11 protein-coding genes and 2 pseudogenes are annotated in these 11,992 nt (G+C 68.0%); 5 read left to right on the top strand and 8 right to left on the bottom strand.

From position 1 onward, the window contains the following. Positions 1-39: 39 nt before the first annotated feature. The 4 genes and pseudogenes from HC362_RS00230 to HC362_RS00215 all read right to left on the bottom strand — a co-directional run. The gene (locus tag HC362_RS00230) at positions 40-699 is read right to left on the bottom strand and encodes an iron-containing redox enzyme family protein (RefSeq protein ID WP_243081631.1); all 660 of its coding nucleotides are present in this window, start codon (positions 697-699) and stop codon (positions 40-42) included. A gap of 88 nt (positions 700-787) precedes the next feature. Beyond that, positions 788-1,252, bottom strand: coding sequence for a PaaI family thioesterase (locus tag HC362_RS00225; RefSeq protein WP_243081630.1), 465 nt, complete (start codon positions 1,250-1,252; stop codon positions 788-790). A 70-nt stretch (positions 1,253-1,322) separates the two neighbouring features. After that, positions 1,323-2,435, bottom strand: a complete 1,113-nt coding sequence (locus HC362_RS00220; protein WP_243081629.1) for a ferritin-like domain-containing protein — start codon at positions 2,433-2,435, stop codon at positions 1,323-1,325. Between the two features lie 426 nt (positions 2,436-2,861). Next, a pseudogene (locus HC362_RS00215) lies at positions 2,862-3,357 on the bottom strand (transposase); the annotation flags it as partial. Positions 3,358-3,587: 230 nt separating this feature from the next. Here HC362_RS00215 and HC362_RS00210 point away from each other — a divergent pair. Further along, complete coding sequence (locus tag HC362_RS00210; RefSeq protein WP_243081628.1) at positions 3,588-4,136, top strand: DUF2975 domain-containing protein; 549 nt, start codon at positions 3,588-3,590, stop codon at positions 4,134-4,136. Continuing rightward, positions 4,136-4,384 (top strand): helix-turn-helix transcriptional regulator, encoded by a 249-nt coding sequence (locus HC362_RS00205; RefSeq protein WP_243081627.1) that lies wholly within the window; start codon positions 4,136-4,138, stop codon positions 4,382-4,384. The genes HC362_RS00210 and HC362_RS00205 overlap by 1 nt, the downstream gene beginning before the upstream one ends. Before the next feature lie 93 nt (positions 4,385-4,477). Here the strand turns inward: HC362_RS00205 and HC362_RS00200 are convergent. Then, positions 4,478-5,008 (bottom strand): annotated as a pseudogene (locus tag HC362_RS00200) (transposase); the annotation flags it as partial. A 366-nt stretch (positions 5,009-5,374) separates the two neighbouring features. Next, the gene (locus HC362_RS00195; RefSeq protein WP_243081626.1) at positions 5,375-6,217 is read right to left on the bottom strand and encodes a helix-turn-helix transcriptional regulator; all 843 of its coding nucleotides are present in this window, start codon (positions 6,215-6,217) and stop codon (positions 5,375-5,377) included. Positions 6,218-6,609: 392 nt separating this feature from the next. On the opposite strand from HC362_RS00195, the gene HC362_RS00190 reads away from it, so the two are divergent. After that, positions 6,610-7,530, top strand: a complete 921-nt coding sequence (locus HC362_RS00190; protein ID WP_243081625.1) for an NAD-dependent epimerase/dehydratase family protein — start codon at positions 6,610-6,612, stop codon at positions 7,528-7,530. A 1,100-nt stretch (positions 7,531-8,630) separates the two neighbouring features. On the opposite strand, the gene HC362_RS00185 is transcribed toward HC362_RS00190, so the two are convergent. Next, on the bottom strand, positions 8,631-9,590 hold the full coding sequence (locus HC362_RS00185) for a zinc-binding alcohol dehydrogenase family protein (RefSeq protein WP_243081624.1): 960 nt from the start codon (positions 9,588-9,590) through the stop codon (positions 8,631-8,633). Positions 9,591-9,769: 179 nt separating this feature from the next. Between HC362_RS00185 and HC362_RS00180 the strand changes: the two genes are divergently transcribed. Then, the gene (locus HC362_RS00180) at positions 9,770-10,390 is read left to right on the top strand and encodes a TetR/AcrR family transcriptional regulator (RefSeq protein WP_243081623.1); all 621 of its coding nucleotides are present in this window, start codon (positions 9,770-9,772) and stop codon (positions 10,388-10,390) included. A 397-nt stretch (positions 10,391-10,787) separates the two neighbouring features. Here HC362_RS00180 and HC362_RS00175 read toward each other — a convergent pair whose 3' ends face one another. Further along, entirely contained in the window at positions 10,788-11,192 is a 405-nt protein-coding gene (locus tag HC362_RS00175; protein WP_243081622.1) for a MerR family transcriptional regulator, read from the bottom strand. Between the two features lie 61 nt (positions 11,193-11,253). Here HC362_RS00175 and HC362_RS00170 point away from each other — a divergent pair, with 61 nt between their 5' ends. Further along, positions 11,254-11,979, top strand: a complete 726-nt coding sequence (locus HC362_RS00170; protein ID WP_243081621.1) for an SDR family oxidoreductase — start codon at positions 11,254-11,256, stop codon at positions 11,977-11,979. The last annotated feature ends 13 nt before the right edge of the window (positions 11,980-11,992 follow it).

Genomic DNA, 11,992 nt, shown 5'->3' with positions numbered 1-11,992 from the left:
CTCCTCCCTCCGTCGGTTGACCGGTTTCCCGAGCGCCGCTTACGCGCTCTCCAGCACGTCGCGGAACATCTGGGCGTAGTAGTAGATGGTCATGCGGCGGCCATGGATGACCTCGCCCAGGTCGTTGTCGCTCAGCAGTAGGTCGTTGACGGCCTCCTTCACGTCCTCGATGTGTCGGGCGTCGAAGCCGGCGTGGCTCTTGATGAACGTGACCTGGTTCTTCTCCAGGTGGTAGGTGTCCCTGAGTATCTCCGCCATCGACTTGCCGAGGTCAGCGCCCAGCCCCTCGGTCAGGCTGGCGACGCCGAGGATTCCCAGCGGGCTGCCGTAGGTGGCCATGTAGTAGTTCTGCGAGACCAGACCCCATGAGCCGCGCTTGGGCGGCACGGCGAGGACCTGCTCGGCGTCCTCGCCGAGGTTCTCCAGGTCACGTATGCAAAACAGGTCGTGGTTGTTCTCCTCACGCACCTGCTCGAAGAACCAGTCGCGCAGCTTGCGGTAGTCGTCGCCGAGCCGGGCGCCCGCGAGGGAGAGCATCCGCGAGGTGTGCCGGACCATGTGGTACGTCTCGCGGAGGTAGGCGACGTAGTGTTCCTGCTTCATCTGGCCGCCGGCGACGACTTCGATCAGCGGGTTCTGTCCGATTTCACGGTCGAACTCGGTCTGGGTCGCGGCGAGGAGTTTCTCGAAGTTGCTCATGGCGGGGAACCTTCTCGGTGGGCTTGGGAAGGGGAGACGGGGAGGTGGGACAGGACCGGCCCGGGACCGGCCCTGGACCGGGCCGGTGTCAGGCCGGGCGGGGGCGCAGGGCCTCCGGCCAGGGCAGCAGGCGGTAGACGCCCGTGGCACGGGCCAGGGTGAGTCCCTCCGCGCTGCACAGGCGCGCCTCGAGGAAGGCGGACGTGCGCCCCATCGAGGTGACGATCCCCTGGCCGTAGATCTTTCCGACCATGACCGGTTTGATGAAGTCGATGTTCATGGAGACGGTGGACGGCAGGAACCGGGCCTCGTGGAGCCCGACGACCGCGGACCCCATGCATTCATCCAGCATGGCGGTGAGGAACCCGCCATGTACCGTGCCACCGGGATTGACGAACTCGGCCGGCGAATCGAACGACAGGTGAATGACCTGCGCCTGCTTGTCGAGCTGCAGCAGAGTCCAGCCGACCAGTCTCGCCACGGGTGGCACCTCACCCGGCAGGCGGTCGAAAACGGTCTCTTGCTTTTCTTCCTTGATGACTACGTCTATCAAGTCCGTGAAACCTTTCGGGTGTTGTCCGGCCGGTGTGTGTGCGCTGCTTCGTCCTGCGGATTCCTGTGAATCAGTCGGCGGAGGTCCGTCCGAAGGAAATCGCGTCGTCGACTTCCCTCTTCCGCGCGGCGATCTCCTTTTCGTACCGCTGACGGTCGACCTCGTCGGCGATTTCCTCGTCCTGCCGCATCAGTGCCTCGAGATCGGTCTTGGCGTTGTCGAGGATTCCCATGTCGCGGTAGGCGGCCTGGATCTTCCCGCCCCACAGTCCGATGTCCTTCACGCAGGGCACGATGCGGCTGAACAGCAGCGACTGGTAGAGCTGGTACATCTCGGAGTTCTCGACGAAGTCCATGCACTCGCCGAGCGGCAGCCCGAGCTGTTCGTAGACCTCGCGGGCCTTGAACCGGTCGCGCAACAGATAGCAGCCCTCGACCACGAACTCCTCGCGCTCGGCCACCTCCTTCTCGGTGAGCTGCGCGTAGTAGTCCTTGAGCGAGAGCCGGCCGAATGCGACGTGTCGTGCCTCGTCCTGCATGACATACGCCAGCAACTGCTTGACGAGCGGCGTCGTGGACACGTCGCGGAAGAGCCCGAAGGAGGCCAGGGCAAGGCCCTCGATCAGCACCTGCATCCCGAGGTACGGCAGGTCCCAGCGGGAGTCCTCGAGCGACTCGGCGAGCAACTTCGCCAAGTCCTGGTTGATCGGGTAGTACATTCCGATCTTCTCGTGCACGAACTTGCCGTACAGCTCGACGTGGCGTGCCTCATCCATGGTCTGGGTGGCGGCGTAGAACTTGGAGTCGAGGTCGGGCACGGACTGCACGATGCGTGCGGATACGTTCAGCGCGCCCTGCTCGCCGTGCAGGAACTGGCTGAACAGCCACGCTCCCTGGTGCCGGGTGAACTCGTCGCGTTCCTTCTTCGTCATCCGGTCCCATACCCGCGACCCGAAAATCGGGTTGAACTCCTCGGGCAGTCCGGCAGGGTCGACCGGGTCGACGGGAAGGTCCCAGTCGATACGCTCAGCCGCGTCCCACTGCTTGCTCTTGCCTTTCTGGTAAAGGTTGAGCAGCGTGTCGCGACCATCCTGGTATTCCCAGGTGAACCGGGTGTCGCCCGCCATTGGAACATTCCACACAACTTCAGGTACGGGTGGCAGATAGAACTCGAATGAACTCACGGCGAATCGACCTCCGGACAGGGGAGTCGCGCAATACAGAGAGGGCTCAAGTCGAAGCGTGCACTCGGCGCCCTTTCAGGTCGGGCGAGGGGCTCACTCTAGGAACGCCGGGTTTGCGGTGTCAACGCACTAAACCGGCCACCGCCCTTCCGGAATTCTGGCCACCGCCTTTCCGGAATTTTGGCTTCCAGGCGGTGCACCGTTCAGATTCTGCTCATGTCACCGAGATCGCGTATCGCCGGGTCTGGTGCGTCAAATGCTGGTGTTGTTTGTGGTGTGCGAGATGTGGGTGGTGGGAAAACCAAAAACGTCCGCATGCGCGGACCGAGCTGATTCCGGTTTCGTGGAGTGACGGAAGCCGGGTTTGTGATCCTGGCCCAAAGGGGGCTCACCGGTGGTGCAGGCACCGTGCAAGACGGTGTCCTGCGTGGTGAGGCGGAGGAGTCGCTTGTGGCAGCACAGGGCTGCGGCGAGGCCGAGAAAGGCGGGCAGTTGGGGGAGTGGCGTTCGTAGCGGGAGTTGAGTCGGCGGTAGCCGGACAACCACGAGATCGTCCGCTCGATCACCCACCTGCGGTGGCCGGACCGTTCGCTGGACTCGATGCCTTGGCGGGCGATGCGGACGCCGATGCGCTTGCCGCGTAACCATCGCCGCAGGTGGTGTGTCATACGCCGTGTCGGCGTACAGGCGCTGAGGCTTGAAGTGGCGGCCGCGGCGGGGGTCGTGTCTCGTGCGGTGGCCGGCGACCATGGGCTTCAGGGCGTCGCTGTCGTGGACGTCGGCCGCGGAGTTGCTGTCGAGGAGGGGCGGGCCGTTCGCGTCCGACCGCCGCCCTGCGGTCGCACCTTCGACGGAGGATCAGCGGCTTAGCGATCTCCCACAGCCCGTCTTGAGCGATCCAACTCCACGTACCCCGCCCCATGCCCAGCTCAACAACGCCTCACCCCGTGGACACGGTCTCAGGCCCTCCTCTGCCTCGCCCACCACTGCAACCGCATCAGCGTGCTGTTCGCCATGCTCCGCGACGGCACCTTCTACCAGCCCAGCACTCCACACCTTGCTTGACGAGAGGCATAAGTACACCCCCCACCAAGACAAGACTATCGAGTTACGATAGGTTTCGCTCGTAAGTCGATAGATTAAGGAGTACCGGTGACGCACCTACTCGCGCGCTCCCTGCGCGCCGCCCTCCTCGTAGCGTTCGCCCTCACCCTCGGTGTCCAACTGATGATGTTGTTCATCGCCAACACGCAACCCGTCGAAGACGACATCGCCGTCTCCCGTGACGGAACTGTCGTGACGAACAACAGCTTCGTCGACGTCGTCATACAAGATCGCGGCGTCGAGGTCGCCCTCTGCGCCATCCCCGCCCTCATCCTGCTGCAGGCCGTCATGGTCTGCATCTGGCGTCTGACCACCCTCGCCCAGAACGGCAAGGCCCTCACCCCGGCGTCCCTTCCCTACCTCACCATCACTATCCGCGCGCTCGCCGGGATGACCATCCTTCTGGCCATCCTCGCCGTCCGTCTCAGCAGCGACCACACCCTCCCTCTCGGCTTCACCCTCTACCCCTACGGGGCCGTCCTGGCCTCCGCTACCGGCGCTCTGGTCATGCTCCTGCTGCGCGCCCTGCTGCACCAGGCCATAGACCGCGACGACGAAGCCGCCCGTATGCGCAGTGAACTCGACGAGGTGATCTGATGCCGATCGTCATCGACATCAACGTCATGATGGCCAAACGCAAACTCACCGTCGGCCGTCTCGCCGCCCGTGTAGGCATCACTCCCGCCAACCTCGCCGTGCTCAAGAACGGCCGCGCCAAAGCCATCCGCTTCACCACCCTCGAAGCCCTGTGCGATGCCCTCGACTGCCAGCCAGGCGACCTGCTGCGCTACACCCCCGACACCGACGACCCCGAACCTGACGAACTGGAAAGCCGAGATGGATGAAAAGCTGTCCAACTCGTTCGCGCAGGGCACCGGGACCGAGCTCGACGTTGACCTCGCCTGTCACTCGACCTGCTGATCTGCGGTTCTTCGGCGTCAGCGGGCGCGGCCGTTCTCCACGCTTCGGGATGTCGAGTCACCAACTGCGCGTGCTCTTGGGGCCAGACGCTGTTCGGCCAGGAAGGCGTGGACGGCGGTCACGAGGGTGACGTGGTGGTGCCGGCCGAGCCAGGACCGGCCGTCGAAGTGGTCCAGGCCCAGGCCGTGCTTGAGTTCGCGGTAGTCGTGTTCGATGCGCCAGTGGACCTTGGCCAGACGGATCAGGTCGGCGATCGGGGTGTCGGCCGACAGGCTGGACAGCCAGTAGCCGGTGGGCGCCTCGGCGTCCTCGGGCCATTCGACCAGGAGCCAGCAGTCGGACAGTACCCCGTCCCACCAGCCCTGTCCGGCCGAGGTGGCGGCCCGGATCGGACGCTCGACGGCCTTGCCGGCCGGGCGGACGCGCACGGCGTCGAGGCGGGAACGTAACGGGCCGCGCGAGCCCTGCCGTCAGGTGAGGGAGGTGAACGCTTCCTTTCCGAGTTCGGCGGCCAGGGCCGCCACCGAGGGGGCCCGGTGGCGGTAGCGGGCGCATGTCGCCTGCCTCGGCCATGCTCTTGCCGAGCTCCTGGCCCATCACCTCGTCGCTGTACCGCAGACCCCAGGCACCGTGTGCGAAGTCGCCGCGAGTGTCTTCGTCCGGGCGGCCGAGGCCCTGGACCACTCGTCCAGGGTGACGAACATCGTTGCTGTGATCGTACGCATCGGCTTGTTCCTTCTGTGTCGGATCCGGGAGTCGGGCCCATCGCCGTGGCCGAGCGGTCACGAAACCGGTCGGCTCGGCCACGGGACCGGCCCAGGGGGAGGCGCGGGCGGTTCGCAGGGCGGGTGGATCGCCGACGGGCATGGGGTGACCAGGGCAGCGGTCACGGGCCTGTGCCGGCTCCGGCTCGCTCAGCTCGCGAAGGACTGGGTGCCGAGGACACGGAGGAACTCCAGGCGTTCGGCCGTTTCGGTGCCGGGCTGCGGCCGGTAGAGGAAGAGGCGCTTGCTGGTGACCGGACTGAGGACGACGTCGCACTGCAGATCCAGCCGGCCCGCCTGGGAGTGCAGGACGGATTTGCGGGTGGACCGGACGGGGGCGACCTCGCCGAGATCCCACAGCGCGGCGAACTCCTTGCTCCCGTTGCACAGTTCGTCGACGAGGGCCTGCCCGCACGGGTGGTGCCCGTGGCGGAAGACGGAGGCACGCAGGTCAGCGACGATGGTGCGGCCGATCGCCTCGTGCTCCTCCTCGGCGTAGACGCCGCGAAGTGCGGGCCGCATGAACCAGAGCCAGGCGCCGTTGTCCTCGTGGCCGGGGCGGTCGACCAGCGGGCCGAGCAGAGCGATGGCCATCGGATTCTGGATGACGACCGTGCCGAGGCCGTCGACGATCTGGGCCGGCGTGTCCTTGAGGGAGTCGAGGATGTGCATCAGCCCGGGGTCGGCGTAGCCGTCGTGCGACAGCCCCTGGGGCGGCTGATACCCGGCGACCGCGTAGAGGTGATCGCGTTCGTCGGTCGACAGGCGCAGTGCCCTGGCGAGCGCGGCAAGCAGGGTTTCCGACGGATTGACGCCGCGGGCCTGCTCGAGCCGCTCGTAGTAGTCGGTGGATATGCTCGCGAGCATCGCCACCTCTTCGCGGCGCAGACCGGGCGTACGCCGGCGACCGCCCGGCACCAGTCCGACGTCGGCCGGCCGCAGGGCCTCTCGGCGAGCCCGCAGGAAGTGGCCAAGTTCAGCACGGTCGGTCATCGCTGTGTTACTCCGGGATGCAGGTGGGGCGAGACTGGTCAAAAGGCTCCGCCGCCGATCCGGACGGAACGGTCCAGCCCTCGGGTTCCTTCAGTGTCGGACGGCCACGGCGGGCCAGCCACGGTCTGTGAGTCCGATGACAGGCGCACCGTGGTTGTCACCGCACGTCCCCGCGACGCTCATGTCGAAACGTCTCCCACCGCCGCGCTTCCCGGACGCCCCGCCTCACGAGAGAGGCCTTCGCCCGAATGGACCAGTGGGTGAGGACGTCCATCGGGGCCACAAGCCGGGGCGGGACGGCAGGGTGGAAACGGTGGTCATCTGGAACATCACCTGCGACCTCCGTCCTGACCGCGGTGAGAGGCCACGACCACTACAGGAAGGTTCTTCTCGTGCGTGTTCTTGTCACCGGCGCATCCGGCTGGGTCGGCTCGGCCGTCGTACCCGAGCTCCTCGCAGCCGGTCACCATGTCACCGGGCTCGCCCGCTCGGAGGCGTCGGCAGCCGTTGTCGAGGCCGCCGGCGCAGCGAGCGTCCGCGGCACCGTCGAGGACCTCGACGTGCTGCGCGACGCCGCGGCCCACGCGCACGCCGTAGTCCACCTCGCGTTTCCGGTTGAGCGGTCCTTGAGCGGAGGAATGGCCGAGGCCGTCGCCTCCGACGCCACGACCATCCAGGCGCTCGGCGAGGGGCTCCCCTCCGGTGGGGCGATCGCTGTCGCGTCCGGCACTGTGGGACTGTCGCAGCACGGGGTGCCTGCCACTGAGCACGATCGTCCCTCGCCCGACGCGCTGGTTGCCACGCGGCAGCCCTCGGACGACGCCGCCCTTGCGCTCGCCGAGCGGGGGCTGCGGCCCACTGTCCTGCGTCTCGCGCCGACCAACCACGGCAAGGGAGACAACGGCTTCGTCCCGCACCTCATCGCGACCGCCCGCCGGGCCGGCTTCTCGGGCTATCCGGGCGACGGGTCGTCGCGCTGGCCCGCGGTACACGTCCGGGACACCGCCCGGCTCTTCCGGCTGGCGATCGAGGCCGCACCGACGGGATATCTGCACGCCGTGGCCGAGGAGGGTATCGCGGTCCGCGAGATCGCCGCTGCCATCGGGCGCCACCTCGGCCTCCCGACACGGTCGGTGCCGATGGACCGGGTCGACGAGCACTTCGGCTTTCTCGGGATGTTCCTCACGCCGGACAGTCCCGTCTCCAGTGCCATCACCCGGGAGGTGACCGGCTGGGCTCCAGCCGAGGCCGGTCTGCTCGAGGATCTCGACCAGGGGCACTACTTCGAACCAAGTCAGGCCACCGCCGGGTGACTCCGGTCGCAGTCCGGTGCCCGTGCTGCTCAGAGCGCTCCGGCTCGGAGCGGACCGGCGAAGTCCCGCGCCTGCGATCCTGAACGCTGTGATCGGAGGCCGACGCGTGCGCCGTCGTGTCCGGGCCCTGGGCACGGAGCGTTCACGGCGTCGGTTGAGGCCTCAGCCGGTTCGGTACGCCGGGTCGGCTGGGGCGCCCCGGCCTTGTGCGGTGGTCGGGGAATGGGTACCGGGCCGCCGGCTCAGGCCGTCGGCACGGCCAAGGGCTGGGACGGCGAGCCGAGCAGGAACAGTCCGATTGCGGGTCTCCCGCCGCTGGTGACCCGGAAGCCGCGCGCGCCGGCCCCGGACCGTGCGGGTCGGCATGCGGGCCGCGACGGCCGGCAGGCGCAGCACATCGTCCGCAGGAGGCTGCGCATTGGGCACCTGCGGGTCGCCGCGCCTGCCGGGGTGGGAGCTGTTCGTCGAGTACCGGGCGTGGGGCCGGGTGCGGCAGCAATCGCCTCAAGGGGCACCGGGCCGTGGCCATGAGGTACGACAAGCTCGCGGTCGCTACGAGGCGACCGTCCTCGTCGCTGCGGTCAACGAGGGGCTGTGACCCTGCGGTTCAGATCGGACTGCGGCGCGCCAGGGCGAGAAACTCCGCTGTTCGAAGACCGTCCGTTGCGGGCCTGGCCGACACATACCAGTCATCACCAACCTCCCACCGAGGCGGCCGCGCATGCGCCACACCCTCAGCCTCCAGCGCGCACCGGATGAACTCCAGCACGGTCCTGATCTGCTCGGTACGTCGCGCCGCTTTCGTACACGCCCTCGCGTGGAGTTCCGCGATGGTGTGGTCGAGTTCGGCGATGTGTGGATCCGTACTCCTGGTCGTGACGCAGACCCGTCGGGTTGGTGTCACGCCCAGGTGGGCCGGTGCGTATGGGCTGTGGGGCGGTGCAGTTGTGCCGGTGGGTGTGCGAGAAGCCGGGGGTTCGCCGTGACGTGCGTGATCAGGGGGGGCGGAGCTGACTCCCGGTGACTTCGCGGTCGGTGCCGTGGAGTACCCGGCCGGCGTCCGGGTAGCGGGCCGGGCCGGGTAGTCGGCGACGTGTGTGTCACAGGAGGATGACGGTGCGTTCGCCGGGTGCGTCCTGGTGGGCCCAGGCCGCCTCGACCTGGTCGAGTGGGAACGGGTGCGGGCGTACGGACATGCCGCCTGCGGCGATCGCGGCGGCGAGCTCGGTGAGTTCCCGCTGGATGACCTGCATGTCCACCTGGCCGAAGCCGCTGCCCAGGATGCGGAACGCGTTGGAGCGCAGGATGTGCCCGGACAGGGTGATCTCGTCTCCGCCCATGCCGCCGGTCTGCACCCAGTCGAGGGGGCGGGTGTGCTGGGTACGTGCCCCGAGGATGGCGCTCATGGCGAGCTCGGTGGGCGGCCCCCACACGTAGTCGAGGACCACGTCGACCTCTGCGGCGGCCTCGGCGAGCGCGGCGGCGGTGGCTTCCTGGTCGGGGGTGAGCTGGACGATGTCGTCCGCGCCCTCGCTCGTGAGGTCGTCGAGGCGGGTGCGGTTGCGTCCGGCGGCGATCACTCGCCCGGCGCCGAGGTGCTTGGCCACCTTGACGGCCATCGATCCAGCGTTGCCGGTCGCGCCGTGCACCAGGATCGACTGGCCGGCCTCGAAGGGCGCACGGGTGCGCAGCGCACACCACGAGGACAGGGCGGGGTTCATGGTCGCGGCCAAGACGGCGGGATCGGCGTTGGCCGGGACCGGTATGGCGGCGGCCGGATCGATGGCGATGCGCTGGGCCAGCGTGCCGGCGCCCAGGACCATGACGTACGCGAGGCTGCCGTCCGCCCGGCGGACGATGCCGTCGGCACCCGCCGGCGCGGGCAGCGTCTTGGGGCTGGTGTAGTGCTTGCCGGCGGCGATGCCGCGGGTGGCGGGGTGTACACCGACGGCGAGGACGTCCACCACTTCTTGGCCGGGGATGGCCTCGGGCGCAGGGATGGAGCGGAAGTGCGGCGGCTCGTCGAAGGACTCCACCAGCGCGGCATTGATCATGGGCATATGAGTTTCCCCGGTGTGGGTCGGCGGTGCGTGGGCGGCTCGGCCGGGCCTGAACCGGCGAGCGAGCGTAAGATACTGAGTCGTTTCTTACTTCTTCGAAGCTACGCCCCTGAGATAAGATACGCAAGCGAATCCAATTATCTGGCGGTATCTCGCGAAACGGGTATAAAGGGGTAGCGGTGAGTGAGCAGAGCGCGGAGAGCACCCCCACCCGACGCCGGGGAGCCGCCCTGGAGAACGCGATCACCGATGCCGCCTGGGAGGTGCTGGTCGAGCAGGGCTACAACGGCTTCACCTTCGAGGCCGTTGCAACGCGCGCAGGCACCAGCAAACCGGTGCTCTACCGGCGCTGGCCGCACCGCGAGGATCTCCTCATTGCCGCACTCGCCAGACACTGGCGCCCCCTCGACATCCCCGACACCGGCAGTCTGCGCCAGGACGCCCTCACCCTGCTGCGCACCGTCAACGCCGAGCGGGCCCGCCAGCTCATACTCATGCGCGTCCAACTGGCGGACTACTTTCGCGAGACCGGCACCGACTTCAACGACCTGCGCAGCCGCGTCCTCCCCGCAGACCGGACGCCTCCCTTCACGCGACTCGTCGACCGTGCCGTCGAGCGCGGCGAGCTCGCGGACGTGCCGCGGTCCGAGCGCATGGTGAACCTGCCCTTCGACCTGGTGCGCCACGACATGCTGATGCGCATGCGCGCGGTGCCGGACGAGACGATCGTCGAGATCGTGGACACGGTGTGGTTGCCGCTGCTCGGCCTGTCTCCCCACGGCGCGCAAACAGGACGCTGAGCCGCCTCAGTCGCCGAGCACGCATGCGTCCGCCGTGCCGGGGGCGCCGACGCGGGCCGCGCCCCGCTGCACCGCGCACCGTTACCGGGCGCCCCGGCGGGCTGGTGCCGGACGGGCCGCCGTCAGGGGCCACCATGTGCACAATGTCGGTTTCCACGCCGGCCTGGACGAGCACGATCGGGTCGTCGAGCCGCTGATGGACGACGGCCGACAGGTCGCGGTCGTCGCGCCAGGCGAAGCTCCTGCGGCCGTCACGTCGCCTTCGTCGCGTCCTGGTGTGGCCGATAGGACGGACGGCACTGCTGTTGGGAGTCGTGGCAGGTCAGTGCCATGAGGAATGGCAAGCCCGCCGTCGCTACGAGGTACGACAAGCCCGGTACGACAAGCCCGCCGTCCGCTACGAGGCGACCGCGCTGGTCGCAGTCGTCGACGAGTGGCTCGAGTGGCTGTGGGCCGACCCGCCGCGGTTGTCGGCGGCTGTGATGAGCTGGTCGAGTCGGCGCAGTGTATGGGTCATTTCCTCGACCCTGTCCGCGAGGCGGTCGCGTTCGGCGTGCAGCATGCGGCGCTGGGTAGCGGTGGTGCGCCCGCTGTTCACGCAGGGCAGCAATGCCGCGATGCTACGGCTGCTGAGGCCGGCCGCGTAGAACTGCTGGAACAGGCGTACCACTTCCACGGTGTCCTCGGTGTAGCGGCGCTGTCCCGACGGTGTGCGCTCCGGGCTGAGCAGACCTTGTTCCTCGTAGTAGCGCAACGCGCGCACGCTCACGCCGGCCCGCTGAGCGAGCTCTCCGATCTTCATCGCCCCGTTTTCCTTCCCGCGCTTGACTCTCACGTTGACGTGAGGTTCTAGCGTAGCGGGCATGGACATTCGAAACGAGATTGCGCTGGTCACAGGCGCTAACCGGGGTATCGGGCACAGCTTTGTCACCGAGTTGCGGCGCCGGGGCGTCAAAAAGGTCTATGCGGCCGCCCGCAGGCCGGAGACCGTCCCCGAGATACCCGGCGTCGTCCCGCTGACGCTGGACGTCACCGATGACGCGTCCGTGACCCGAGCCGCAGCCATGGCCGGCGATACGACACTGCTCGTCAACAACGCCGGGGTGTCGACCTTCGCTCGGCTCACCGACGGTGCGGAGAAGGACATCCGGCTTGAGATGGAGACCAACTACTTCGGCACCCTGCGCATGGTGCGTGCCTTCGCGCCGGTCCTGAGCGCCAACGGCGGCGGTGCCGTGCTGAACGTGTTGTCGATCATGGCGTGGATGGCGTACGAGCACTCCAACAGTTATGGGGCGTCCAAGGCCGCGGCCTGGGCGCTGACCAACGGTATCCGGTACGAACTCGCTGACCAGGGCACTCAGGTCACGGCACTGGCCATGGCAAGCGTCGACACCGACATGATGGCCGGCATCGAGGACGAGAAGTCGGACCCCGATGTGATCTCCAAGGCGGCGCTGGACGGCCTCGAGGCCGGTTCCCTCGAAGTGCTGGCCGACGGCCGGACGGCCCAGTGGAAGTCCCGGCTCGGCGAGGACCCGGCCCTTCTGTATCCGCAGCTGTCCGCGCTCGATGCCGCCAGGCCGTAAGCCGATATCGCCC

Source organism: Streptomyces sp. 891-h (genome assembly GCF_022760275.1).
GTDB classification, from domain to species: Bacteria; Actinomycetota; Actinomycetes; order Streptomycetales; family Streptomycetaceae; genus Streptomyces; species Streptomyces spirodelae.
Note: the sequence above shows the minus strand (reverse complement) of the source record. Positions and strands in the feature narration are given on the sequence as shown.

Bases quoted from the DNA above. Each gene is read 5' to 3' on its own strand.
- HC362_RS00230 (WP_243081631.1), bottom strand. From the start codon at position 699: ATGAGCAACTTCGAGAAACTCCTCGCCGCGACCCAGACCGAGTTCGAC.
- HC362_RS00205 (WP_243081627.1), top strand. From the start codon at position 4,136: ATGCCGATCGTCATCGACATCAACGTCATGATGGCCAAACGCAAACTC.
- HC362_RS00195 (WP_243081626.1), bottom strand. From the start codon at position 6,217: ATGACCGACCGTGCTGAACTTGGCCACTTCCTGCGGGCTCGCCGAGAG.
- HC362_RS00185 (WP_243081624.1), bottom strand. From the start codon at position 9,590: ATGCCCATGATCAATGCCGCGCTGGTGGAGTCCTTCGACGAGCCGCCG.
- HC362_RS00175 (WP_243081622.1), bottom strand. From the start codon at position 11,192: ATGAAGATCGGAGAGCTCGCTCAGCGGGCCGGCGTGAGCGTGCGCGCG.
- HC362_RS00170 (WP_243081621.1), top strand. From the start codon at position 11,254: ATGGACATTCGAAACGAGATTGCGCTGGTCACAGGCGCTAACCGGGGT.